Origin of the sequence: Streptomyces genisteinicus, assembly GCF_014489615.1 — a bacterium.
Lineage (GTDB): Bacteria > Actinomycetota > Actinomycetes > Streptomycetales > Streptomycetaceae > Streptomyces > Streptomyces genisteinicus.
Genome location: NZ_CP060825.1, coordinates 701,949 through 726,563, shown reverse-complemented (window position 1 = coordinate 726,563; position 24,615 = coordinate 701,949). Strand labels below are relative to the sequence as shown.

Genomic DNA, 24,615 nt, shown 5'->3' with positions numbered 1-24,615 from the left:
AGGGGGTCGCCCCACCGTAGCGCGCGCGGCGGGCGGGAGTTGACGGCATCCGGCAGCTCAGCTCCCGGCGCCGGTTCTGCCCCAGTCCGGTCCGGCGGCGGCCCAGGCCCGGTCCAGGCGGGCGAACCTGCGCCGGACGAGCCGCCAGAGCACCAGCCGTCTGGCGGACTCCACGAGCAGTGCGGACACCGCCCAGGCGCCGACTCCCGCCAGCGCGGCGTGCACCCGTGCGGCCTCCTCGTCCATGGGGCGCGGCACCGGACGGCCCGACGCGTCCGTCCACACGGTGAACCTGTCGCCGGCGCGCGGTGCCCGCAGCGCGGTCGCCACCGTGCCGCTGCGCACCCGGCCGTCGGGGGCGGTCCACGAGGCGCGGACCCGGTGCCGGCCGTCGGCGGCCGCGGGGTCGTCGCGGAACGCCGCCGCGGCCGCGCCGCCCGGCCCGGTGACCTCGGCCGTGACCGGATGGCGCTGGTGCCGCTGGGCCCGGAGGGACTGCCGGAGCGCATCCTCCGTCAGCGAGCCGGTGAGCCAGCCGACGGCGGGGGCGGCGGTGACGAGGAGGAGGGCGGCGACGAGGGCGACCCATGCCTCCGCCAGATCCGTGGGACGGCACAGCGGACTGCGGCGCCGGCGCCAGATCACGACGGCATCCCGCATGACACGTCACCCCCTCCGGGAACTCCGACGTACGGGCACCGGCCGGCGGTTCCCGTCGGCGACCGCGGCGGGCCGCACGGGACGGCGCCCCGCGAGCGGACCCCCGGCGACGCGAGCGCACGCACCCCCGCGCCGGGATGCGTGCCGAGTTCGTCACCGGGAGTGACGGTGCGCGCCGGGGCGAGTCCCGGGCCCGGAGCGCCGTCGCGCGCCGGGCCGCGCCGTCGTGCCGCGCCGTGGGAAGTCCGTGACGGCCCGTCAGGGAGAGGCGGTGGCGGGCCGTGCGGACGGCGTCGTCAGTAACCCCGCCCCTGGTAGGGCCGGTTGTAGGGGTCCTCGTACGGTGCCGGAGCCGGCCGGGCCGCGGGGCGCATGGCCTCGTACCCGCCGGCGGGACGGGGCTGCTGGTGCCCCTGGTACGGGGTGCCCGGGTAGCCGCGGGGCGCGGCCTGCTGCGGGATGTACGGCGCCGGGGCCTGCTGCAGCGGCACGGGCTGCTGCATCGGCTGCGGGTAGCCGTACGCGGGCGTCGAAGGGGAGGGTGCCGCCGGGAGGGCGGGCAGGGCCGCGGGCAGCGCCGGCAGGTAGCTGTTGCCGGTGTCGTACGCGGAGGGCACTCGGATCGGGGCGATCTGAGGCGTGCCCCGCTCCGCGACCAGGGAGTCGTAGATCGGGGTGTCGGGGAACGACGGCGCGGAGTAGTAACCGCCGCCATAGGTGGCGCGGGGGGAGGTCATGGCACATAAGTTAAGCCCACGATGTGCTGGTTGGGGAGCCCGATAAGAGGGTTGTTTCAGCAGCTCTGAGTGACCGTGGATCCCCATTTCGAGCGAATCAGGGAAAAACGGTCGCCATCGCGTCTCATGATCGTGTAAAGGGCGAGCTGAGAGACGGTTACCGATGGGTCCGCCCGACGAGGGGGACGTATGCGGAACAGTGTGACGACGAAGGGACTTCCGGGCGCGCCGAGCCCGGGGGCAGTGACCCGTGATGGGGGCGAGCATGACGATGCTTAAGGGAGCCAATACACCGGTACCTGCGCAGCGGGTCCGGGTCGAACTGGGATGGCGTCCGGGACCGGGCGTCCCCGACATCGACGCCTCGGCGCTGCTGCTCGCCGACGGCAAGGTCCGCTCCGACGCGGACTTCGTCTTCTACAACCAGCCGGCGCACGCCTCGGGCGCCGTACGCCACGAGGGCAAGGGCCCGGGCACCGACGCGGTCTCCGTCGACCTCGGCCGGGTGGAGAGCGGGATCGAGCGCATCGTCCTCGCCGCCTCGGCCGACGGCGGCACCTTCGGACAGGTCCCCGGCCTCCACATCCGCGTGCTCGACGCGGCCGACGGCACCGAACTGGCCCGCTACGACAGCCAGGACGCCTCCGTCGAGACCGCGTTCGTCCTCGGCGAGCTCTACCGCCGGCAGGGCGCCTGGAAGTTCCGTGCCGTCGGCCAGGGCTACGGCAGCGGACTCGAGGGCCTGGCCACCGACTACGGCATCACCGTCGACGAACCCCAGCAGGCCGCGCCCGCCCCGGCCGCCGCCGTCCCCCCGCCGCCGCCCGCACCCCCCGTGCGGCCCGCCGCCCCGGCCGCTCCTCCCGCGCCGCCGGCGCCCGCACCCGCACCGGCCGCACCGGTCCGCCTGTCCAAGGTCACGCTCACCAAGGACGCGCCCGCCGTCTCGCTCATCAAGCAGGGCGGCACCTCGGGAGCGATGCGGGTCAACCTCAGCTGGCAGGTGCGCAAGCAGTTCCAGGGCTGGGGCGCCAAGCTCGGCCGTGCCGTCGCCATGCACGGCGACCTCGACCTCGACCTCTGCGCCCTCTACGAACTCGCGGACGGCCGCAAGGGCGTCGTCCAGGCGCTCGGCAACGCGTTCGGCGCCTACGACCAGCCGCCGTTCATCCACCTCGACGGCGACGACCGCACCGGAGGCACCCCGGGCGAGAACCTCACCGTCAACCTCGACCACACCGCCGCGCTGCGCCGCGTCCTCATCTTCGTGACCATCTACGAGGGCGCGCGCAGCTTCGCCGACCTCGACGCGCACGTCACCCTGCAACCGCAGCACGGCGCGGCGATCGACTTCTCGCTCGGCCAGTGCACCGTGCCGTCGACGGTCTGCGCGCTCGCCCTGATCACCAACACCGGCTCCGACCTCGTCGTCCAGCGCGAGGCCCGGTTCCTGGTGCCCGAACGCGGCGTCAGCCCCCAGCGCACCGTGGACTACGCCTACGGCTGGGGCATGAACTGGACCCCGGGCAGGAAGTGACCCGGGGCCCGGCCGCGGACCGGGCCCCTCACCGGCGCTCCGGCGCGGCCTCGGGACGGACGTACACACGCCCCTTCCAGGCCGCGCCCGCGCCCCTGTGGTGGCGCACCGCCGAGTCGAGCGTCATCAGCAGGTACAGCACCGCGGTGAGCGGCAGCAGCGGCGCCATGCGCAGCGGTTCGCCGTAGTACCGCAGCATCGGCCCGTACGTTCCCGCCATCACGGCCCACGCCGCCCCGCCCGCCCAGGCGGCCGCCGGGTCGCCGCCCAGCAGACCGGCCACCAGCGCCGCCGGCGGCACCACGTACACCAGCAGCAGCCCGGCGACCGTGCCGGCGAGCAGCACGGGGCTGTGCCTCAGCTGCGCGTACGCGCTCCGCGACACCATGGACCACAGGTCGCCCAGCCGGGGGTAGGGCCGCACGCTCGTCACCCGGTCCGCCAGCCCCAGCCACAGCCGGCCGCCCTCCCGCCGCACCGCGCGGGCCAGCGCCACGTCGTCGATCAGCGCCTGCCGGATCGAGTCCGGCACCCCCGCCCGGCGGGCCGCCTCCGTCCGCACCAGCACACAGCCGCCGGCCGCCGCCGCCGTGCCCGACCCGGGACGGTTGACCCGGCGGAACGGGTAGAGCTGGGCGAAGAAGTACACGAACGCCGGGACCACCAGCCGCTCCCAGCCGCCCGCCACCCGCAGCCGCGCCATCAGCGAGACCACGTCGTAGGAGTCGGCGCCGCCCCGCGGGCGGTGCCCCGCACCGGCGGCCGGCCCGGCGGCCGCGACCAGGGCGCGCAGACTGTCCGGCTGATGGGCGATGTCCGCGTCCGTCAGCAGCAGGAACTCCGGATCGAACTCCTCGGCCAGGGCGATCCCGTGCCGCAGCGCCCACAGTTTGCCCGTCCAGCCGGGCTCCGGTTCGCCGGGCGCCGACACCGTCAGCGGCAGCCCGCCGTGCCGCGCGGACAGCGAGCGGGCCAGGTCGCCCGTACCGTCGCCGCTGTTGTCGTCCACGAGCACGATCCCGGCGCGCCCCGGATAGTCCTGCCGCAGCAGCGACGGCAGGCTCAGCGCGAGGACGCCGGCCTCGTCGCGTGCCGGGACCACGATCACCACGTCCGGCCACCGCGCCGGCTCCTCGTATCCGGGGAGCCGCTGGTCGGTACGCCAGTAGGAGCCGCGGCCGAGGAGCAGGAAGCACCAGGCGGCCAGGGAGGCCGTCGCAATCCACGCAAGAGCGCTCATTCGCCGCAGTCTGCCCCACACCGGCGGCCGTGGGACGGCGGTCGACTATGGTGACCGGGTGAAGATCGCGCTCATGGACTCCGGCATCGGACTGCTGCCCGCCGCCGCCGCGGTGCGGCGCCTGAGGCCGGACGCGGATCTCGTGCTCTCCTCCGACCCCGACGGCATGCCCTGGGGCCCCCGTACGCCCGAGGACCTCACCGAGCGCGCCCTGGTGGTCGCCCGTGCCGCCGCGGCCCGGCGTCCCGACGCGCTGATCGTCGCCTGCAACACCGCCTCCGTGCACGCCCTGCCCGCGCTCCGCGCGGAGCTGGAGCCGGGACTGCCCGTCATCGGGACCGTCCCCGCCATCAAGCCGGCCAGCGCCGCGGGCGGCCCGGTCGCCATCTGGGCGACCCCGGCGACCACCGGCAGCCCCTACCAGCGCGGCCTGATCGAGGACTTCGCCCACGGGGTCGACGTCACCGAGGTGCCCTGCCCCGGACTCGCCGACGCCGTGCAGCAGGCCGACGAGGAGGCCGTCGCCCGTGCCGTGGCCGCCGCCGCGGCCCTGACGCCGGCCGGCCTGCGCGCCCTCGTCCTCGGCTGCACCCACTACGAACTCGTCGCCGAACGCATCCGGGCCGCCGTCGCCCCGTCCGGCGACGGGCCCGAGCCCGTCTTCCACGGCTCGGCGGACGCCGTCGCCGCCCAGGCGCTGCGCCGCAGCGGCATCCCCGCCGCCCCCGACGCCGAGCCCACCGGACGCATCACGGTGCTCACCAGCGGCCGCGAGTCCGTCCTGCCGCCCGCGGCGCTCGCGTACGCCGAGGGCCGCCTGCTCCGGACCGCCGCCCCCGCCGTCTGAACGACCGGGCCCTTCGCAGGCGCCGCCCGGGACCCGGCACGGCGGACCGGCGCGGGCCGTGCCGGTGGGTGCGTGCCGTGCCGTGCCGGTGCGTGTCGTGGGGGTGCGGGGGATGTCCGTGCGCGGTGTGCGGGAGGTCCGTGCGCGGCGGAGGCTCGTGCGGGGCGGATGTCCGTGCGCCGGGAGGCCGGGGTGACCGGCCGCCCCGCGGCCGTGCCGGACCTGTGCGTCCGGCACGGTTCCCCCGGTTGCCGACCCGCCGCACGCCGGGGCCCCTGGCGGAACTACGGAACGTGACGAGCGGACGATGCTCCCGGCGGCCTTCGTGGGTACCCTCCACAGCATGAGGCACCATTTCCGTCACGTGGGGTCCTCCACCGAGGCACTGCCCGAGATCTGGACCGGCCGCGCGACCAACCGCATGCAGTGGGTGCTCGCGGCGGCGGGCGCCGCCTGCCTCGCGCTCGGCATCAAGCTGGCCGTCGACGGCAACTGGACCACCGGGGTCGTCGCCCTGGTGATGGCCGTGGTCGGCTGCGTGGCCGCCGGCCTGATGATGCTCTACGGCACCCTCGCCTTCGTGCACGTCGAGGTCACCGTCGACCGCGACGCGGTCGAGGTGCGCTGCGGGCACATGGGCCTGCCGCGCCGCCGGATTCCGCTGGACCAGGTGGTCGCCGCCGAGTTCGACCCCAGGATCACCCCCCATCAGTGGGGCGGCTGGGGATGCCGCTGGCGCCCCGAGCGCGGCACCGCCGTCGTGGTGCGCCGCGGCGAGGGCCTGGTGGTGACCCTGGGTGACGGGAAGACCTTCACGGTGACCGTCGACGACGCGGAACTCGCGGTGCGCGTGATCCGCGAGCGCATCCGCCGCCTGCGCGCTGGAACCGTCCCGCAGGCCTGACGCCGGCCGCCGCCCGTCGTGGTGCGTGAGCGTGGTTCTCTGCGGCTCCGGCGCGGGGGCCGGTTCGCCGGCCCCGGGGTGCGGGCCGTACGCCACCGCCGGGTCCCGGTCTCCCGCCCCGCGGGCGGATGAGGCGCGCGCCCCGGAGCGGCTGGGTGCCGGGCGACCCGGAGCGGGGTGACCGAGCGCCGTCGGCCGCGGGCACCGGCCCTCCGTGAGCCGCACCCGTGGCGCGGCCGCACGCCACCGGCTCGCGCCGCGCGGACCCGGCCGTCACCGCCCCCTCCCCGCCCGCTCGTCCCGGGCGCACCGCCCCGCCGGGCGCACAGCGTCCCGCCGTAGACTCCGCACGTGAGCACCGCCATCGCGCCCGTCGACACCCCCCGGCCCGCCCCTCGCAGCGCCCGGTCCCTGGCCGGACGCCTCGTGCGGCCCGTCACCGCGGCCCTGTCGGGGGTGCTGCTCTTCCTCAGCTTCCCGCCGAGGCCCCTGTGGTGGCTCGCGGTCCCCGCGTTCGCCCTGCTCGGCTGGACCCTGCGCGGACGACGGCTGCGGGGGGCACTGGGCCTGGGCCTCCTCACCGGTCTCGGCTTCATGCTCCCGCTGCTGGTGTGGACCGGTGAGGAGGTCGGCCCGGTCCCGTGGCTGGCCCTCGCCTTCGCGGAGGCCCTGTTCGTCGCCCTGGCCTGCACCGGCATCGCCGCCGTGTCCCGTCTCGCCGCCTGGCCGCTGTGGGGCGCCGCGGTCTGGATCGCAGGCGAGGCGGCCCGCGCCCGGGTGCCGTTCGGCGGCTTCCCGTGGGGCAAGATCGCCTTCGGGCAGGCCGACGGCGTCTTCCTGCCGCTCGCCGCCGTCGGCGGCACACCGCTGCTCGGATTCGCCGTCGCCCTGTGCGGGTTCGGTCTGTACGAGACCGTGCGCCGCGCGGCCGCGTTCCGGCACACCGGGGCGGTGACCCGGGCCGCAGTGGCGGCGGCGCTCCTCCCGCTCCTGCTCCCGCCGGTCGCCGCCCTCGCCGCCCGCCCCCTCGTGGACGACTCCGCCGAGGACGGGACCGCGACCGTGGCCGCGATCCAGGGCAACGTGCCCCGCCTCGGCCTCGACTTCAACGCGCAGCGGCGTGCCGTGCTCGACAACCACGTCAAGCGGACCGAGCAGCTCGCCGCCGACGTGGCGGCCGGCCGCGAGCCGCGCCCCGACTTCGTGCTCTGGCCGGAGAACTCCTCCGACCTCGACCCGTACCGCAACGCCGACGCCCGCCTGGTCATCGACCGGGCCGTCTCCGCCGTCGGCGTGCCGACCGTCGTCGGCGCCGTCGTCACCCCGGAGACCGGGCCGCTGCGCAACACGATGATCGAGTGGGAGCCCGGCCGCGGGCCGGTGGACACCTACGACAAGCGGCATGTGCAGCCCTTCGGCGAGTACATCCCGATGCGGTCGTTCGTGCGGATCTTCAACTCCGACGTGGACCGGGTCCGCCGCGACTTCGGCCCCGGCGACGAGGTCGGCGTCTTCGATCTCGCGGGCACCCGCGTCGGCATGGTGACCTGCTTCGAGGCGGCCTTCGACGACGCGGCCAGGGACACCGTCACCCACGGCGCGCAGATGATCTCCGTCCCCAGCAACAACGCCACCTTCGGCCGCAGCGAGATGACCTACCAGCAGCTGGCCATGTCCCGGGTGCGGGCCGTCGAGCACAGCCGGTCCGTGGTGGTCCCCGTGACGAGCGGGGTCAGCGCGGTGATCATGCCCGACGGCCGGATCGTCGAGAGGACCGGGATGTTCACCCCGGGCGCCCTGGTGGCCGAGGTTCCGCTGCGTTCGTCCCGGACGCCGGCGACGACTCTGGGCGTGCTGCCCGAGGCGGCGCTGCTGCTGCTCGCCGCGGGTGCGCTGGGCAAGGCCGCCGCCGACGCGGCGGGGGCGAGGCGGCGGCGCCGCGCACAGGACGCCGCGACGGCTTCCTGACCACGGCCGGCCGGCCCAACGCCTAGGGTCGGGGCATGGGCACCCCTGACTACATCCGTGACATCCGGGCCCTGGCCGGCCATCAGCTGCTCTTCCTCCCCGGGGTCAGCGCCGTCGTCTTCGACGACCGCGGCCGCGTGCTGCTCGGGCGCCGCGCGGACACCGGCCTGTGGTCGGTCGTCGGCGGAATCTGCGAGCCGGGCGAGCAGCCCGCCCGGACCGCCGAGCGCGAGGTGTACGAGGAGACCGCGGTCCGCTGCGTGGCGGACCGGGTCGTCCTCGTCCAGGCGCTGCCGGGCCCGGTCACGTACCCGAACGGCGACATCTGCCAGTACATGGACATCACCTTCCGCTGCCGCGCGGTGGGCGGCGAGGCGCGCGTCAACGACGAGGAGTCCCTCGACGTGGGGTGGTTCGCGCTGGACGCGCTCCCGGATCTCCAGGAGTTCGCCCTGTTCCGGATCAAGCAGGCGATGACCGACGGCCCGGCATGGTTCCAGCCCACCACTGAGCAGTGAAGTATGGGTGCTGACCACATCGGTCGGGGGGTGATCCCTGCCTAGGGTGCGGAGCATGACCACGCCCCGCATCCCAGGTCCCCCACAGGCTCCCGCGCCGGGCGCGGCCGGCCGCACCGTCTCGCTCGACCTCGGCGGACACACCGCCGTGGTCACCGGGGCCGCGGGCGGCATCGGCCGCGCCTGCGCGCTGCGGCTCGCCGCCGCCGGCGCGAAGGTGAGAGCCGTGGACCGGGACGCCGCGGGCCTGCGGACCCTGGGGGACGCGGCCGGGGCCCTCGCCGGGGCGGTGGAGCCCCAGGTCGTCGACCTGACCGACCTGGACGCCGCGGAGGCCGTCGCGGCCGGCGCCGACATCCTCGTCAACAACGCGGGGCTGCAACTGGTCCGCCCCATCGAGGACTTCCCGCCCGACGTGTTCCACACCGTGCTCACCGTCATGCTGGAGGCCCCCTTCCGGCTCATCAGGGGAGCGCTGCCGCACATGTACGCGCAAGGGTGGGGGCGGATCGTCAACATCTCCTCCGTCCACGGTCTGCGCGCATCGGCCTTCAAGTCCGCCTATGTGGCCGCCAAACACGGTCTGGAAGGACTCTCCAAGACGGCGGCGCTGGAAGGCGCGCCCCACGGCGTCACCTCGGTGTGCGTCAACCCGGGTTACGTGCGCACGCCGCTGGTGGAGAAGCAGCTCGCCGACCAGGCGGCCGCCCACGGCATGCCCGAGGAGCGGGTGCTCACCGAGGTCCTGCTCAAGGACTCCGCGATCAAGCGGCTGATCGAGCCCGACGAGGTCGCCGAGGCGGTGCTGTACCTGTGCAGCCCCCAGGCGTCGTTCATCACCGGCACCTCAGTGGCCCTCGACGGCGGATGGACCGCCCACTGACGTCCGGGGGCGGCGCCGCGGGGCGGTCGGGTCCCGGCCGGAGGCCGCCGGGACCGCCAGGCACCGGCGCCGCCGCGGGCGCGCGGGGCGGAGCCGGCGGAGTTGTCCACAGGGCTGGCGCCGGGACGCCGGGGACGGGTAATCCTGTCCCCATGTCCCTGGACCAAGCCGCCTACCTGGAACTCCTCGCCCGCGGCGCCGCCGCGGAGGCGTACGACCGGCCCGTGCTGCTGGCACGGGCGCACGGCGCCGACGCACCGGCCCTCGCCGCGCTGGAGCACGCCAAGCAGCTCGCGCTGCGTGTCCGCGCGGAGCTGGAGGGCCGCAGGCGGCGCGAGGCGGAGCTGTCCGCGCTCTTCGAGACCGCGCACGACCTCGCCGGACTGCGCGACCTGGACGCCGTCCTGCGGGCCATCGTGCAGCGGGCGCGCTCCCTCCTCGGCACCGAGGTCGCCTACCTCAGCCTGAACGACCCGGTCGCGGGCGACACCTACATGCGGGTCACCGAGGGGTCCGTGTCCGCCCGGTTCCAGCAGGTGCGGCTGGGCATGGGGGAGGGGCTGGGCGGTCTCGTGGCCCAGACCGCCCGGCCCTACGTCACCGACAGCTACTTCGAGGACGCCCGATTCGAGCACACCGGCACCATCGACGCCGCGGTCAGGGACGAGGGCCTCGTCGCCATCCTCGGCGTGCCGCTGATGCTGGGGAGCCAGGTCATCGGCGTCCTGTTCGCCGCCGACCGCCGGGCACGCGTCTTCGAGCGCGAGCAGGTCGCGCTGATGTCCTCGTTCGCCGCGCACGCGGCGGTCGCCATCGACACCGCCAACCTTCTCGCCGAGACCCGGTCCGCCCTGGCCGAACTGGAGCGGGCCAACGGGATCATCCAGGACCACAGCGGGGTCATCGAGCGCGCCTCCGACGTGCACGACCGCCTCACCGAACTGGTGCTCAGGGGCGGCGGGGTCGACGACGTGGCCGCGGCGCTCTCCGAAGTCCTCGACGGCACCGTCGAGTTCCGCGAGGACGCGCCCCGGCCCGCCGGCACGGACGGCCACGCGGTCCGCCGCGGGGACGACTGGATCGCCGAGGTGTCCGCCGGCGGCGAGGTCTTCGGCGCCCTCGTCCTGCGAGGCCATCCCGCGCTCGACCCGGTCGACCAGCGCACCCTGGAGCGGGCCGCGATGGTGACCTCGCTGCTGCTCCTCGCCCGCCGCTCCGCCCACGACGCCGAGCGCCGGGTGCGCGGCGAACTCCTCGACGACCTGCTCGACGCCCCGGACCGCGACCCGCGGCTCCTGAGGGAGCGCGCAGCCCGCCTCGGGGCCGACCTCGACGTCCCCCACGTGGTGCTCGCCGCCCGGATCGAGGGTCCGGGGTCCGGATCCGGTGCGGGGCCGGCCTCGGCGGCCAGGGAGAGCGCCGACCGCCGGCGGCTGTGGTCGGCCGCCTCGCACCTCGCCGCCACCGGAGCGGGACTCGCCGCCGCCCGCGACGGGGGCACGGTGCTGCTCCTGCCGCTGGGGGCGGAGGACACCCCCGCTTCCCTCGCCCGCCGGACGGCCCGCCAGCTCGGCGGCGCCCTGCGCGAGCCGGTCACGGTCGGCGCCTCGTCGCCGGTCGGCTCCCCGGCCGGGGACCCCACCCCCGTCGCGGCGGCCTACGAGCAGGCGGGCCGCTGCCTGGACGCCCTGCGCCTGCTGGGCCGGGCCGGACAGGGCGCCGCCGCACAGGACCTGGGCTTTCTCGGCCTGCTGCTCGCCGACCCGGGCGACATCGACGGCTTCGTGCACCGCACCATCGGCGAGGTCGTTGCCTACGACCGGCGCCGCGGGACCGACCTGGTCCGCACCATGGCCGCGTACTTCGCCAGCGGCATGAGCCCCGCCCGCACCAAGGACGACCTGCACGTGCACGTGAACACGGTCGCCCAGCGCCTGGAGCGCATCGGCAGGCTGCTCGGTTCCGACTGGCAGTCCCCGGGCCGCGCGCTGGAGATCCAGCTGGCGCTGCGGCTGCACGGCATGTCCTCACCGGCCGCCGGCGGGGAGTGAGCCCGGGCGGCGGGCGCCGGTCCCCGGCAGCCCGCCGCCCCGGCCGTCCGCAGGCGGACCCGTCCGCGCCTGCCGCCGGGCCGTCCCCGTGCCCGGCCCCGGGCACGAGCCGCCCCGGTGGGCACCCGCGGTGCGCGCCGGCTCCCGGGGCGCGGAGCCCCGCCCCGGCCACCCGGTCCGCACGCCGGGCACACGACGGGGGCGCGGGACCTCAGGAGGTCCCGCGCCCCCGGGCGTTCGCGCCGGCCGTCAGCGGGTGCGCGCCGCGGCGTCGGCCTGGGCGGGCACCCGGTCCGCCGCCGGCTCGGCACCGGGCTCCACGTCGTTCAGGTCCCGGTCGCGGGTCTCCTGGGCGCACGCGATGGCCACGACCGTCAGCAGTGCGGCGGCGATCACGTACAGCGCGATCGGGGTCGACGAGTCGTAGTCGGCGAGCAGCGCCGTCGCGATCAGCGGGGCCGGCGCACCGGCGGCGACCGACGAGAACTGCGCACCGATCGAGGCGCCCGAGTACCGCATCCGGGTCGCGAACATCTCCGAGAAGAAGGCCGCCTGCGGCGCGTACATGGCGCCGTGCAGGACGAGGCCGACGGTCACGGCCAGCAGCAGCGAGCCGAACGACGCCCGGTCGATGAGCCAGAAGAACGGGAACATCCAGGCGCCGACACCGATGGCGCCGATCAGATACACCGGGCGCCGGCCGATCCGGTCGGACAGCGCGCCCCACAGCGGGATCGTCACGAAGTGGACCGCGGATCCGATGAGCACCGCGTTCAGCGCCGTCTGCTTGCTCAGATCCACCGCTGTCGTCGCGTACACGAGGATGAACGCGGTGATCACGTAGTAGCTGATGTTCTCCGCCATACGGGCGCCCATGGCGACCAGCACATCGCGCCAGTGGTGCCGGAGCACGGCGACCAGCGGCATCTTCTCCAGCTTCCCGGCCTCCGCCTTGCGCTGCTCGGCCTGCGCCAGGGCCGCCTTGAAGACGGGGGACTCGTCGACCGAGAGACGGATCCACAGACCGACGATCACGAGGACGCCGGAGAGCAGGAACGGGATCCGCCAGCCCCAGGACGTGAAGGCGGACTCCGAGAGCAGAGCCGTCAGCGCCGAGAGCACGCCGGTGGCGAGCAGCTGCCCGGCCGGTGCGCCGGTCTGCGGCCACGACGCCCAGAAGCCGCGGCGCCCGGAGTCGCCGTGCTCGGAGACGAGGAGCACCGCGCCGCCCCACTCGCCGCCGAGCGCGAAGCCCTGCACCAGCCGGAGCAGCGTCAGCAGGACCGGAGCCATGGAGCCGATGGACGCGTGCGTGGGCAGCAGGCCGATGGCGAACGTCGCGCCGCCCATCAGCAGCAGACTGAGCACCAGCAGCTTCTTGCGGCCGAGCCGGTCCCCGTAGTGGCCGAAGACCAGGGCGCCGAGGGGCCGCGCGGCGAATCCGACCGCGTAGGTCAGGAAGGACAGCAGGGTGCCGACCAGCGGGTCCGAGTCCGGGAAGAAGAGCTTGTTGAACACCAGGGCGGCGGCTGAGCCGTAGAGGAAGAAGTCGTACCACTCGATGGTGGTGCCGATGAGGCTCGCGGCGACGATGCGCTTGAGCGAGTTCGGCGCTGGAGGAGCGGATGCGGGGGCGGCCATGGACACCACTTCCGGACAGTTGGCGGGGACGTTTCCGTGTCGCCACACCGTAGGAAGACGCAGGTCACAGGCGTATGTGGTGGGACACCATAGTTCCCCTGGCGGTAGTGCGTGAGTCCACCATGCGTGAGTCCACCATGCGCGTGGCGGCCGTGCCGGGGCGTGGACAGTGCTCGCGGGATCGATGCTGTCGAGGCGGGTGCCGCCCGGCCGCGCGGTCCGGATATCGGCTGGTTTGCGTGTCGTGGTCGTGGGGAGTGAACAGGCGATTGCCCACGGTGACGCGTCAGGCGGCACCCGTGGGAGCCGTGCCGGAGGGGGACGGCCGCAGCGGCTGGGCGGGGGGCGTCCGGACAAGGGCCGGGCGACCGCCAGGACTGAACGGGGGAGCATGGAGTTCGACAGGCGTGTACAGATCTTCCTGGTCGCACGGCGTCCGGACCAGGACAGGGAAACGATCGAGTTCGGTTCCGGGTATCTGATAGCACCGCGGCTCGTGCTGACGGCCGCTCATATTCTCGGCGACGCGTCCGGTCCCTGGCCCGGGACCCTGGTGGTGTCGCGGCCCCGGCCCGCGCCCGTGACCGCCCTCGCGGTCGCCGACGACGCGTCTCCGCAACCCCTGAACAGGCGCTATCCGGCCACGGTCCGCTGGTACCGCAGGACACCCCTGGTCGACGCGGCGCTGATCGAGCTCGACGAGGGCAACGGCTGGCCGACGCCGGAGTCCCTGGAGGACACCGGCACCCGACCTCCCCAGCGGTGGGGCCGGCTCATCGGGCCCCTTCCGCAGCCGGTCACCGTACTGGGCTTCCCCCGGATGCAGGAGGACGGCTCGACCCGACAACGCCTCGACGAACAGCTCGTCGGGGAGATCGTCCCGGGCAACGGCTCCCTCGTGCACCGTTACGAGATCTCCAGCACCGCTCCCGTGCCGGGCGGCGGCGACCGGGAGGGCACCGGACGGTCGGGGATCTCCGGCACCGCTCCCGTGCCGGGCGGCGACCCCGACGGCGAACGGAAGGGCACCGTATGGTCGGGCATCTCCGGCGCCGCGGTGCACGCGGGGAACCTGCTGTGCGGTGTGGTCCGCACGGACCGCAACGCCACCGGCGGCGGCATCCGGCTCACTGCCACGCCCAGTGCCCTGCTCCTGGCCGACGACGGGTTCCGTGCGGTCGTCGCCGAACACTCCTCCGGCTGGGAACCCGCTCTTGAACCCGTGGAACCCACCGCCCTCCTCGCGCCGGCGGCTCCCCTGCGGACGCTGCGCTCACCGGCCGCGCTGCTGCGCGCCGACGCCGAGGCCGTCGCCTTCCACGGTCGCGCCGCCGAACTCGACATGCTGCGCACATGGTGCGAGAAGGGGCCCTCGAAACTCTCCGTCCAGGTGATCACGGGCCCCGGCGGGCAGGGCAAGACACGGCTCGCCCGCCGGCTCACCCAGGTCCTCGCGGACAGCGGCTGGGTCACCGGACACGTGCGCGCGGGTCTCGTCGACCCGCCGGGGCCGCTCGATTTCAGCAGCCTGCGGACGGACCTGCCGCTCGTCCTCGTCGTCGACTACGCGGAGACCAGGCCCCGGGTCGTCCGTGAACTCGTCCGGCACTTCCTGGAAGCCGACAACCACCGGGTGCGCTTGCTGCTGCTCGCCCGGGCGGACGGCTCGTGGCGCAAGCCCGCGGCGGACACCGAGTACGAGACCGGCAGCGTCCTCGACTCCGCCCCCGTCATGAAACTCGCCGCCCTCCTCCCGGACGGCGAAGCCGCCGAGAGCCGTGCCGCCGCCTTCACCCGCGCGGCCCGGGACCTCAGCGTCCTGCTCCCGAGCGTTCCCGGATTCCCGGAGTACGACTGGGGCCGGGTTGCCGCGGAGCTAAGACCGGCCGACGGCCTGAGCGACAGCCGCTACGACAACGTCCTCACCCTGCACATGACCGCGCTCGTCGGACTCCTGCAGAACGGCCCCGCACCGGTCGAGACCGCCGCCGGCACGTCGGTGGAGAGGACGCTGGTCCTGCACGAGAGCAAGTTCTGGGAGGCCACATCGGACAGCAGGGAGTTCAGGCTCGGGCTCTCGGAGCGGACCCTGGGACGGGCCGCCGCCGTCGCCGCGCTGTGCGGGGCCGCGGACCAGGACGAGGCGATCCGCGTCCTCGGCAGCCTCCCGGACGTCGAGGCCGGGAAGGCGGCCCGCATCGCGGAGTGGTTCGCCTGGCTGTATCCACCGGCCCAGGGCCACTACTGGGGCGCGCTGCAACCGGACAGGATCGCCGAGCACCACGCGGACGAGGCCGTCACGTCGGGAGGCCTCGCGCTGCCCGGCGTCCTGGCCGCGGCGTCCCCCGCGCAGCAGGCGCGCTCCGTCACCACCCTGGCCCGCGCGGTCGTCGCCCACAACAACGCGCGCCGCACCGCGGACGGTGAGCGGATCCTCGCCGTCCTGGGCGCGGCTCTCGACACGGTCACGATCCACACCGAGGCCCTGCGGAGCGCGGTCGCCGCGCTGCCCGGTCCCTCCCGGGCCGTCCCCGGCCTCGCCCTGCGGCTCACCCAGGACCTGGTGGACCGTTACCAGCGTTCCACGGCCCGGCCTGCGGAGGCCGTGGATCCGGAGCAGTTGGCCTCCGACGCGGCGGCGCTGGCCGGCGCCCTGTCCGACCTGGGTGTCCTGCTCGGCGAGGCGGGACGCCCGCAGGAGGCGCTGAGCGCGAACCGGCGGGCGGTGGACCTCTACGAGGGCATCGCGTCGAACACGACCTACGCCCCCTATCTGGGCAGTTCGCTCAACAGGCTCAGCAATCGTCTGGCGGAAGCAGGCGACTACACCGGCGCCGTGAAACCGGCGGAGAGAGCCGTGACGATTCACGAGCGCCTGACCGCCACCGACCGGACGGCGTTCGAGCCCGGCCTGCTGACGGCGCTGACCACTCTCGGCAACAGGTACGCGCAGACCGGACGGTACGCGGAGGGCCTGGCTGCGGTCGACCGGGCCGTGCGGATCGGAACGCGCCTCGCGGACGCGGATCCGGGCACCCACAGCCCCAGCCTCGCCAGAGCGCTCCTCAACCTCGGCGCCTGGCTGGCGCAGAGGGGGCTCTCGGCCGAGGGCCTGGACGCGGGAGAGCGGGCCGTCGATGTGTACCGTCGCCTCGCCATGGCGAACCCGGCCGGATACGAAGCGGAACTGGCGGTCGCGCTGACCAACTTCGGCAACCACCTGGCGAAGGCAGGGCGCCAGGACGAAGCCCTGGCCGCCGCCGAGGAAGCGGTGCGGATCTCGCGTCGCCTCGCCGCCATCGACCCGGCGGCGTACGAACCCGGACTCGCCCTGGCCCTGCACAACCTGGCCAGCCGGCTGGACACGGCAGGACGCGGCGCCGAGGCGTTGACCGCCGCGGAAGAGGCGGCGAAGATCCACCGGCGTCTGGCGGAGTCGAACCCGGCGGTGTACGGACCGCGCCTGGCCGTGACGCTGACCAACCTGGGGGCCTGGCTGCACCGGGCGGGGCGTGCCGCCGAGGCGCTGGCCGCCGCGGAAGAGGCAGTAAAGATCCTCCGGACCCTCGCCCGGCTGAGCCCGGAGGTCCACGGGCCGCACCTGGCCGCGTCGCTGACCAACCTGGCTGCCTGGCTGCGCGAAGCCGGGCGTGGAGCGGAGGCACTGGCCCGCGCGACGGAGGCCGTGGCCGTCCAGCGTCGTCTGCAGAAGAAGGACCCGGCCGCACACCTGCCTCACCTCGCGCAGAGTCTCTACCTACAGGCGCTGACGCTGGCCGGGCAGGGGGACCTGCCGGCGGCCCTGAGTGCCACGGGGGAATCCGTCGAGGCCCACCGCGGGATGAGAGAGGGGGCGGTCGCCATGGACGGCCTGCACAGGGTCCTGACCCTGCAGGCGGACCTGCTGAACGCTCTGGGGCGGACGGGAGAGGCGGAGACGATCCGCCGCTGGCTCGCGGAGAACCCCGTACGGCCGCCGCGGTGACTCCTCACCGCGGAGAGTCGGGAGCCGTTCGCGCGTCCCCGGATCGCTGTGCACCCGAGTCGTGTTCCCGGGGCGCGCGGTCCGGCGGCGTCAGGACCGTCGACGGTGGGTAGGGCTGCTGTGCAGCCGGATGGAGGAGGGGCATGACCGAGCACGGTGGCAGCGGGGCGGCAGTCGAACTGGCCCAGGCGATCGAATCGTTGCGGACCCAGCTGGAGTCCGCCCGGCGTCTCGCACCACCCGGGAGCCTGCGTTTCGAGGTCGGTCCCGTCGAGCTGGAGTTCCAAGTGGAGCTGGTCAGCGGTGCCGAGGCGAACGCGGGCGCCAAGTTCTATGTGCTGTCCGCCGGTGGCCGTCGGTCAGTGGAGAACCGCACCACACACTCCGTACGGCTCACCCTGACCCCCCAGGACCCGGCGGGAGGCCCGCTGGAGGTCTCCGCCAGTACGGATCAGCTGCCCGGGCAGTGATCGATTCCCGGATCCTGGCCGCCGGCCGGGCGGTCGAGATCTACCGTCCCCGGGAGACCGGCGGATACGCCACGGGGACCGGCTTCCTGCTGGACGGCGGACTCGTCCTGACCGCCGGTCATGTCGCCGGTCCCGCGGGCGGCAGGGTGCTCGTACGGCTGCCCTCCCGGGACGACCGATGGACCACCGTCCTGTGGCACCGGCACGACGAGCCGCGCGGGACCGGCGTCGACGCGGCACTGCTCCGCTTCGACGCCGGCGCGGCCCCGGGACCGCCGGGCGGTCTGCCGGCGCTCGGCTGGGGGCGGCTCGCCGGCACCCGCGGCACCCGTGCCGTCGAGGCGGTGGGCTTCCCGGCCGGGATGAACCTGCTGACCGACGGCACGCTCACCTTCCGCGACAGCGCCCACATCACCGGGGAGATCACCCCGGGGAGCCGTCTGAAGGCCGGCCGCTACGAGATCACGGTCCACACCCCGGTCCCGCCCGCACAGACCCCGCCGCCGTCCGCGATTCGGGCCACTGGCGCGCGCCTGCGCCCGACGACCCGATGGAGCGGGATGTCCGGATCGGGTGTGGTGTGCGAGGGGCTGCTGGTCGGCCTGGTCAGCGTCGATCCGGGAGATCCGGCCGGGGGCGCGCTCACCGCCGTCCCCGTCGAGTCGGTCCTCGCCGACCCGGACGTGGTAGGGCTCCTCGGACGCGTACGCCCCCGCAGCGTCGAACTCACCCCCGTGCTGCTCTCCCCGCCCGTGCCACCCGGATCCCCCGCGGGGCTGCTGCGCGCCGAGGTGAGCCCGGTCGGCTGCCACGGCCGGGACGGCGTGCTGACCGCCCTCACCGACTGGTGCCGGGAACCACCGGACTTCTCCCTGCGGTTACTGGCCGCGCCCGGCGGCCAGGGCAAGACCCGGCTGGCCCGCGAACTCGTGGAACGGATGACGGATCGCGGCTGGGCGGCCGGCTTCCTGGACGACCAGTGCCCCGACGACCGCCTCGACCTGCTCGCCACCCTGTCGGACCCCCTGCTGCTGGTACTGGACTACGCCGAGACCCGCTCCGGACAGTTGCGCGCCTGCCTGCGGGCCCTGCGCCCGGGAACTGGCGGTGCGGCCCCCGTCCGTCTGCTGCTGCTCGCACGCGGCGCGGGCGAGTGGTGGCGGCACGCCCGGGTCACCACGCGGGCGCTGCGCGAGCTTCCACCGGAGGCGGTGATGCACCTGGGGCCGCTGGCTCAGGACCCGCGCAGCCGGGCCGAGGCGTTCCGGCGCGCGGCCGTCGCGCTGGCACCCGCGCTCGCGGCCCTCACCGGAGTGCCGGACAGGGAGGCGAGCCAACCGCCACCGGCCCCGCCGCACCTTGCCGGTTCCCGCTACTCGAGTGCGCTCGCCCTCACCATGGCCGCACTGACCAGCCTGCTGGAACGCGCCGGCCCCACCCCGAAGCGCACCGCCCCCGCGGCCCGCGAGGAAGACATCCTGCTCCTGCACGAGGAGCACTACTGGACCCGGACCGCGACCGCCAACGGCATCGGCCATCTCCACCCCGCCACCCTCCGCCAACTCGTCGCCGCCGCCACCCTGCACCGGGCGGCCACACCGACCGAGGCCAGGGCTCTTCTGGCCCGCCTCGACTGCATGACCGGCGAGACCGGGAACACCCGGCTCGCCGCCGCCGTATGGGTCCACGAGCTGTACGGCGGACAGGACACCTACTGGACGGGCCTGTCCCCGGACCCGCTGGCTGCCCACCAAGTGGGTTCCACGCTGCGGGACTTCCCCGAACTCCTCTCCGAGATCGCCGCACGGACCCCCGCGGAACAGTCCGTCCACCTGCTGCGGACGCTGTGCCGGGCGGGCGAGCCGTTCCCGGAACTGCGGGAGCGGATCGTCGCCGCCGTGGCCGCCCGCCCGCGCCCGCTCGCCTTCGCCGCCATGGATCTGCTGGTCCAGGAACCCGGCGACACCCTCACCACCGCCCTCGACGCGGTCCTGATGAACACAGCGGCGACCACAGGACCGGACGCCCCCTCCCCGGACGCGGCACTCCCCGGCGACCTGCTCTCCGCCGTACCGCGATACACGGAGGTCCTCGCCCGCCCGGCCCTGGTCATGGCCCGGCAGAACGTCGCCGGGCTGCGGACCGCGGCAGACACCGCGCCGGGGTCACTGGCCGGGGCACTGCTCGCCCTCGCCTACCGGCTGTCCGCGACCGGGCGCCACCAAGAAGCCGTCGAGGCCGCGGAGGAGGCGGTGCGGCTGCGGGCCGAGGACGCGGCTCCCGCCGAGCTGATCGACCTGCTCCTCGGCTACGGCGCCCGGCTCGCCGACGTGGGACGGTTCGACGACGCCGCACGGACCGGGGACCGCCTGCTGGCCCTGGCCGGGGAGGGCGCCGGATCCGAGGACCATGCCACGGCCGGCACCGAGGAGGCGGCGCGGCTGGCCAAGATCCTTCACCATCACGCCCGTTGGTGCCACCGGGCCGACCGCATCGCCGACGCGCTGCGCGCGGGCGCCCGCAGCGTGGCCATCCGCCGGCATCTCGCGGCCCGTGACCCGGACCGCCCTGCCGAGGAACTGGCGGGCTCGCTGCTGAGTTACGCGGTGTACCTCCAGGCCGCGGGCGCCCCGGAGAAGGCCATCGAGCCGCTGGGCGAGGCCGTCGACACGTTGCGGGAGCTTGCCGAGAGGTCGCCGGACGGTCATCTGACCGGGCTGGGCAGGGCCCTGCACGACCAGGGCCGCCTCTACGCCGCGCTGCGCGCGCCCGATCTGGCGCTGGCCTGTGCGCAGGAAGCGGCGGCCATCCACCGCAGACTGGTCGGAGACGGCACGTCGGCACCCCGGATGTCCGACCTGGCCCATGTACTCGTGGGCCTGGCCGCCCGGTTGACCGGTGTCGGCCGTACCGCGTCCGCCGTCGACGCGACGGCCGAAGCCGTCGCCCTGCGCCGTACCCTCGCGGCGGACGGCGCGGCAGCCGCCACCGGACGACTCGCGGTCGCGCTCACCGACCACGCCGTACTGCTGCGGCAGTCCGGCCGGCCGGCGGACTCCGAGGAGGCCACGGAGGAGGCCATGCGCCTTCTCGGTCAGGCGTGTTCGGCCGGGTGGAACCCGCCCGGACGCGACAGCGCGCACATCCTGCTGGCCCGGGGCCTGGCCGTCGCGGCCCGTGATCCGGTGGCCGCCCGTGGGATGCTGCGCCGCGCGGCGCAGGACGCGGCAGCCTGCGGTGCGACCCCGCTGGCCGAGCGCTGCGCGGCGGCGCTGAGCGAGCTGGGCACCGACGGTCCCGTAAACTCCCGCTCACAGGTCACGTGAGGGGAGACACCGTGTCCGACCCGTCGGAACAACCGGACGAGCCCGAGCAGCAGCAAGCGGCTGCGGCCGATCCTGCGCAGCCGCCGGTCGGCCCGCTCGACGCCCAAGTCAGCGACTACGCTTTCACGACGACCGAGGTCGGCGACGAAATCGCCGAGCTCCCCGGCGAGTGACGGGCGGCACCCGCCCCGTTCCCGCCCGCGGATCATCCCCCTCTCCGGATGCCGGGGCCCGCGCGGTGCGGGGCATCGGCCCCGCGGGGCGAGGGCACCGGTCACCCCCTCGACGGCGGTCCGGTGCACACCGCGGGCAGCGCCTCCGGCACCGTCACGTTCCGGCAGCCCGGACGGGATCGCTGCCGGGTGTGCGCCCCGCCCCGGCCGGGAACCGGCGGGAAGGGGGACCGGCGCGGGCACCGGGTCAGGGCGTGGTGGTCAGGGCGGCGGCCTCCCAGGCGAACCCGTCCGGGTCGGTGAAGGCACCGTCGCCCCCGAGGACGATCCGGTGGGACCCCGTGCCCTCCTCGGGCACGCCGACGTCCTTGGCCAGGGCACGGCGCCCGTACAGGGCGAGCTGCACGGGGCCCGGATCCGAGGCGAACTCCACGTACTTGCGGCCGAAGCTCTTCGCCACGGTGAGTCCGCGTCCGACGTAGAACCGCTTGCTCGCGAGGACGTCCGAGGCACCGAGCAGGAGCACCAGCCGGTCGATCTCCCCGGTGGCCGGGCCGGCGTCCTTCCGGGCGGAGGTGGCGATCTTCCAGATCGTCCCGTCCGGCGCCCTCAGGACGCCGCCGTAGCCCCAGAACGACTTGGCGGCCGGCTTCAGGACGGTGGCCCCGGCGTCCAGGGCGGCACCGGTGAACGCGTCCACGTCCGCCGGCCGGGAGACCGTGACGGACAGCGAGAAGCCGCGGAATCCGGTCGTCGGCGCGTCCGACTCCCGCAGGGCGATACGGCCGCCCAGACCGAAGGCGGAGTAGAAGCGGGCGGCAGCCGTGGGGTCGGCCACCTCGAGGGTGACGGTTTCGATGTTCATGCACGTCACGCTAGGCGGGCTCCCGGGGCCGCTGCTTCTCGATTCCTGACCGGTGCGGCCGGCCCGGTCAGGGCGGCCGCCTCCGGCCGGGCGGCGCTCCGCGGGGCGGCGACGTCCGGCGGCGCAGCGGGCCCGGTCCTCCTCGTCCCGCGGCCGGTCGCGTTCCGCGGTCCTTCCGCTCCGGCGGCCCGCGACGGGCCCGAACAGCCCCGCACCGTGCGCCGGTCAGGCCGACGCCGACCAGCGGGGGGCGGCCGCCGCCCACGCGGCGTCCCACTCGGCCAGCCGCCGCCGGTCGAGGAACCGGCCTACGACGGCGTACACGACCGCCCCCGCCACAGCCACCGACACGCCCGCCACAGCCGCCCAGCCGACGGAACGGTTGCGGACCTCCTCCGGGGACATCGGGGCACGGACCGCCCTGCCCCGGTCGTCGCACCACAGCGCGACCGTCGTGCCGGCCGACACCCCCGCCGGCACTTCCGTCTCGCCGCGGTGCACCCGCCCGTCCGGGCCGGTCCAGCGGACCGGCGCCGGATACCGGGCCAGGTCCGCCTCGTCCGAGCCGGGTTCGGGGTGCCGCGGCGCGTCACGTTCCACCACCGCGGTGACCAGGTGCAGCGACGCCGCGCGGGCGTCGGCGGCGGCGGAGAGCGAGCCGTGGGCCGCGCGGCCCACGGCCACGGCGGCCACGGGGACGGCGCCCAGGACGGCGGTGACCGCGGCGAGCGCGATCCACGCCCGCACGAGGTCGGACCGGCGGCGCAGCGGGTTGCGGCGCCAGCGGCACAGCCAGGGCGGCAGCGGCCGGACGGGCGGAGGCTGGGCGCGGGGGACCGGATCGTGCATCTCTGCTCCTGTGTGAGGTGAGGCGGTGTCAGTCGTCGCCGGGGCGGCCCGCCCGGACGGCGGAGGCCGGATGACGGTGCGCGGCGGCGAGCACCTGGCCCGCACCGCGCAGCGCGGCGGTGTGCGGCGCGGGCACCGGGCGTACGGGCACCCGCAGTCCGCTCGTCAGCGCGCACGCGATGTCCCGGCGCAGCGCACCGCCGCCCGCCAGCAGCACCCCCCGGCGCAGCGCGCTCCGGGTCTGCGGGGTGCGGTCCGCGCCCCGCATGTCCGCGACCATGGCGGCCACCGCCGCCGCCAGGTCGTCCGCCGGCATGGCGTCGTCGACGTCGGCGGTCCCGAGCGCGGTCCGGTACGCGTCGGCCACGGCTCCGTCGGCGAGCAGGGCGACCTCGGTCACCTGCGCCCCGACGTCCACGACCACCAGTGGCCGGCTCATGTCCGCTCCCGCGCCGAGGGCGATCGCCCGGGCGGTGGGCACGGTGAGCACCGTGCGGGGGCGCAGCACCTCCAGGGCCTCCAGCGCCGCCCCGCGGAACCCGGGCCCGCCGAGCACAGGGGTGCCGAGGACGATCAGCGGGCGGCCGAGGCCCGAGACGCGGCGGCCCAGCAGGCGGTCCAACATCCGTCCGACACCGGCCGTGTCCACGATGGCGCCGCGCTGGACGGGATGGATTCCGCCGGCGCCCGGGAACGTCACGGTCGGCACGTCGAGGACGACACCCCGGCCGGGCGTCCAGATGCGGGTGCGGGAGCTGCCGAGGCCGATGGCGAACCGCGGGCAGAGCCCGCAGGCCGGCCACCGCGGGTGGCGCCGTCCCGCGTCCGCCCCCGCGGCGGTGCGGCTCACCGCCCCGCCTCCCGCACATGCTGGCAGCGCCCGCAGTAGCGGGCCTGCGGCACCACCGTCAGCCGGTCGAGCGCGATCGGGTGCGCGCAGAGGTGGCAGCTGCCGTAGCGGCCCTGGTCCATCCGGGCCAGGGCGGCCTCCACATCGGCGAGCACCATTCGCGCGGAGGCGGCCAGCCGGTCCCGGGGCACGGCCCCGGCCGACCCGGCCCGCGCGCCGTACCGTCCGGCCGGGCGGTACGGCGCCTGCGCGGGGCCGTCCGCACCGGATGGGCCCGCACCTGACCCGTCCGCACCGGATGCGTCCGCACCGGATGGGTCCGCTGCCGGAGAGGCCGTCCGGGCGGGGCCGTGCGCACCCGGAGCCGTTGCGTCGGTGGTGGTGGCGGGGGCGGGTTCGGTCCCGTGTGCGGGGGTGCCGTCGCGCGAGGCGGCACCGTCCGCGCCGTCCTCCCGGCCGCGCACGAGCGCGGCCTCCTCGCGCGCCCCGCCAAGGGAGGCGGTGCGCGTGCCGGACAGGCGACGCAGCTGCTCCCTGCGGAAGGCGCGCTGCTCGCGCAGGCTGTGGCGCAGCGCGTCGAGGTCCTCCGGTGCCGGGCCCGCGGAGCGGACGCCGGCCGTCTGGTTGTTCACTTCGGTCACCACTCCTGGTGCGCGCGGTGGTCTGGGCGGGGCGGGCAGGCCGGGTCGGCGGTGGTGCCGTCACACGGCCCGGCGCTGGCAGGCGACGCAGCACCGGGCGTACGGGAGGATCTCCAGCCGCTCCTCGGGGACCGGCCCGGCACAGCCCTCGCAGCGTCCGTACGTACCGCGCTCCAGGCGGGCGAAGGCCGCCTCGATCTCGGTCAGGACCCGGTGGATCGCCGCCCGCTGGGAGAGCATCAGCTCGCGCGGAGCCTCGTTCCGCTCCTCCGTGATCGCCTCGAGCTGGGTGAGGCGGGAGGCCCGCTCGTGGTCCAGGCGCTGCCGGACCTCCTGTTCCGTGGCACCGCGGGGACGGGAGGCGGAGCGAATCGCGTCGGGCGACATGGCGATCCTTTCGGGGCGGCGGCCGCGGCGTCGCGCGGCGGGTGCCGCGCACACACGTCCGCACCGCCGGGTCGGCGGTGCGG

General features: G+C 75.4%; 19 protein-coding genes and 1 pseudogene. 11 read left to right on the top strand and 9 right to left on the bottom strand.

The window, feature by feature from the left end:
* Nucleotides 1-57 precede the first annotated feature (57 nt).
* Together IAG43_RS03140 and IAG43_RS03135 are read right to left on the bottom strand one after the other, a co-directional pair.
* Complete coding sequence (locus IAG43_RS03140) at nucleotides 58-660, bottom strand: Rv1733c family protein (RefSeq protein ID WP_187739218.1); 603 nt, start codon at nucleotides 658-660, stop codon at nucleotides 58-60.
* A gap of 296 nt (nucleotides 661-956) precedes the next feature.
* Nucleotides 957-1,397: a DUF6643 family protein gene (locus tag IAG43_RS03135; RefSeq protein ID WP_187739217.1), complete on the bottom strand. Its 441-nt coding sequence runs from the start codon at nucleotides 1,395-1,397 to the stop codon at nucleotides 957-959.
* 265 nt (nucleotides 1,398-1,662) lie between these two features.
* Here IAG43_RS03135 and IAG43_RS03130 point away from each other — a divergent pair, with 265 nt between their 5' ends.
* Nucleotides 1,663-2,934 (top strand): TerD family protein, encoded by a 1,272-nt coding sequence (locus IAG43_RS03130; protein WP_246574050.1) that lies wholly within the window; start codon nucleotides 1,663-1,665, stop codon nucleotides 2,932-2,934.
* A gap of 28 nt (nucleotides 2,935-2,962) precedes the next feature.
* Here IAG43_RS03130 and IAG43_RS03125 read toward each other — a convergent pair whose 3' ends face one another.
* Nucleotides 2,963-4,174, bottom strand: a complete 1,212-nt coding sequence (locus tag IAG43_RS03125) for a glycosyltransferase (protein WP_187739215.1) — start codon at nucleotides 4,172-4,174, stop codon at nucleotides 2,963-2,965.
* Between the two features lie 58 nt (nucleotides 4,175-4,232).
* Between IAG43_RS03125 and IAG43_RS03120 the strand changes: the two genes are divergently transcribed.
* From IAG43_RS03120 to IAG43_RS03095, 6 genes are all read left to right on the top strand, one after another.
* The gene (locus IAG43_RS03120) at nucleotides 4,233-5,021 is read left to right on the top strand and encodes a glutamate racemase (protein WP_246574049.1); all 789 of its coding nucleotides are present in this window, start codon (nucleotides 4,233-4,235) and stop codon (nucleotides 5,019-5,021) included.
* Between the two features lie 343 nt (nucleotides 5,022-5,364).
* Nucleotides 5,365-5,925, top strand: a complete 561-nt coding sequence (locus tag IAG43_RS03115) for a hypothetical protein (RefSeq protein ID WP_187739214.1) — start codon at nucleotides 5,365-5,367, stop codon at nucleotides 5,923-5,925.
* 351 nt (nucleotides 5,926-6,276) lie between these two features.
* A complete protein-coding gene (gene lnt / locus IAG43_RS03110; protein ID WP_187739213.1) occupies nucleotides 6,277-7,893 on the top strand; it encodes an apolipoprotein N-acyltransferase in 1,617 nt (538 codons plus the stop codon).
* 35 nt (nucleotides 7,894-7,928) lie between these two features.
* Nucleotides 7,929-8,411, top strand: coding sequence for an NUDIX hydrolase (locus IAG43_RS03105; RefSeq protein WP_187739212.1), 483 nt, complete (start codon nucleotides 7,929-7,931; stop codon nucleotides 8,409-8,411).
* A 55-nt stretch (nucleotides 8,412-8,466) separates the two neighbouring features.
* A complete protein-coding gene (locus tag IAG43_RS03100) occupies nucleotides 8,467-9,294 on the top strand; it encodes a 3-hydroxybutyrate dehydrogenase (RefSeq protein ID WP_187739211.1) in 828 nt (275 codons plus the stop codon).
* Nucleotides 9,295-9,446: 152 nt separating this feature from the next.
* On the top strand, nucleotides 9,447-11,345 hold the full coding sequence (locus tag IAG43_RS03095; protein WP_187739210.1) for a helix-turn-helix domain-containing protein: 1,899 nt from the start codon (nucleotides 9,447-9,449) through the stop codon (nucleotides 11,343-11,345).
* 249 nt (nucleotides 11,346-11,594) lie between these two features.
* Here IAG43_RS03095 and IAG43_RS03090 read toward each other — a convergent pair whose 3' ends face one another.
* The gene (locus tag IAG43_RS03090) at nucleotides 11,595-12,986 is read right to left on the bottom strand and encodes an MFS transporter (RefSeq protein WP_187739209.1); all 1,392 of its coding nucleotides are present in this window, start codon (nucleotides 12,984-12,986) and stop codon (nucleotides 11,595-11,597) included.
* A gap of 391 nt (nucleotides 12,987-13,377) precedes the next feature.
* Here IAG43_RS03090 and IAG43_RS03085 point away from each other — a divergent pair, with 391 nt between their 5' ends.
* The 4 genes from IAG43_RS03085 to IAG43_RS03070 all read left to right on the top strand — a co-directional run bounded on the left by IAG43_RS03085 (nucleotide 13,378) and on the right by IAG43_RS03070 (nucleotide 20,940).
* Nucleotides 13,378-16,971, top strand: a complete 3,594-nt coding sequence (locus IAG43_RS03085; protein WP_187739208.1) for a tetratricopeptide repeat-containing serine protease family protein — start codon at nucleotides 13,378-13,380, stop codon at nucleotides 16,969-16,971.
* A 143-nt stretch (nucleotides 16,972-17,114) separates the two neighbouring features.
* Entirely contained in the window at nucleotides 17,115-17,441 is a 327-nt protein-coding gene (locus tag IAG43_RS03080; protein ID WP_187739207.1) for a trypco2 family protein, read from the top strand.
* A complete protein-coding gene (locus IAG43_RS03075; protein ID WP_187739206.1) occupies nucleotides 17,438-20,767 on the top strand; it encodes a S1 family peptidase in 3,330 nt (1,109 codons plus the stop codon). The genes IAG43_RS03080 and IAG43_RS03075 overlap by 4 nt, the downstream gene beginning before the upstream one ends.
* Before the next feature lie 11 nt (nucleotides 20,768-20,778).
* A complete protein-coding gene (locus IAG43_RS03070) occupies nucleotides 20,779-20,940 on the top strand; it encodes a hypothetical protein (RefSeq protein WP_187739205.1) in 162 nt (53 codons plus the stop codon).
* A gap of 247 nt (nucleotides 20,941-21,187) precedes the next feature.
* Here the strand turns inward: IAG43_RS03070 and IAG43_RS03065 are convergent, their stop codons facing one another.
* From IAG43_RS03065 to IAG43_RS03045, 5 genes and pseudogenes are all read right to left on the bottom strand, one after another.
* Nucleotides 21,188-21,805 carry a VOC family protein gene (locus IAG43_RS03065; protein ID WP_187739204.1) on the bottom strand — a complete coding sequence of 206 codons (618 nt, stop codon included), beginning with the start codon at nucleotides 21,803-21,805 and terminating at the stop codon, nucleotides 21,188-21,190.
* A 225-nt stretch (nucleotides 21,806-22,030) separates the two neighbouring features.
* Nucleotides 22,031-22,654 (bottom strand): Rv1733c family protein, encoded by a 624-nt coding sequence (locus tag IAG43_RS03060; protein ID WP_187739203.1) that lies wholly within the window; start codon nucleotides 22,652-22,654, stop codon nucleotides 22,031-22,033.
* A gap of 28 nt (nucleotides 22,655-22,682) precedes the next feature.
* Nucleotides 22,683-23,504 (bottom strand): rod shape-determining protein, encoded by an 822-nt coding sequence (locus IAG43_RS03055; protein WP_187739202.1) that lies wholly within the window; start codon nucleotides 23,502-23,504, stop codon nucleotides 22,683-22,685.
* Nucleotides 23,501-23,689, bottom strand: a pseudogene (locus tag IAG43_RS03050) (TraR/DksA family transcriptional regulator); the annotation flags it as partial. The pseudogene IAG43_RS03050 and the gene IAG43_RS03055, both read right to left, overlap by 4 nt.
* Nucleotides 23,690-24,205: 516 nt before the next feature.
* Nucleotides 24,206-24,532, bottom strand: coding sequence for a TraR/DksA family transcriptional regulator (locus IAG43_RS03045; RefSeq protein WP_187739201.1), 327 nt, complete (start codon nucleotides 24,530-24,532; stop codon nucleotides 24,206-24,208).
* Nucleotides 24,533-24,615: the final 83 nt, after the last annotated feature.